The 255-nt window shown below is 37.6% G+C and carries 1 protein-coding gene; it reads right to left on the bottom strand.

Features of this window, described 5'->3' with window-relative positions:
- On the bottom strand, window positions 1-255 hold a 255-nt coding region (locus WFK35_RS23180; protein WP_336735014.1), incomplete at both ends, for a hypothetical protein.

The raw sequence follows: 255 nt of genomic DNA, 5'->3' as shown, positions 1-255 counted from the left end.
CTCTAAATCTTCCCAATCCTGATGAATTGAATTTTTCATTGAATTGACATCGAAAAGCAAAGCCAGTTTCGACATCTGTTCTTCTTCATTCTTACTTTCCAGAACCCACGGGGTTTCTTCTAATAACCACTGTTTCAGTTCCTGATTTTTTTCAAGACTGGAATTCAATAATCCTTTATTCTGGTATTCTTCGAAAACCGTTTTCAGCTTCGGATTGGCTTTAAAGACTTCTGATGCCAAAACGTCGGCAAACCA

The sequence above is a fragment of the Chryseobacterium sp. VD8 genome, assembly GCF_037149975.1.
Taxonomy (GTDB): domain Bacteria; phylum Bacteroidota; class Bacteroidia; order Flavobacteriales; family Weeksellaceae; genus Chryseobacterium; species Chryseobacterium indicum.
This window is presented reverse-complemented; position numbering and strand designations above follow the sequence as displayed.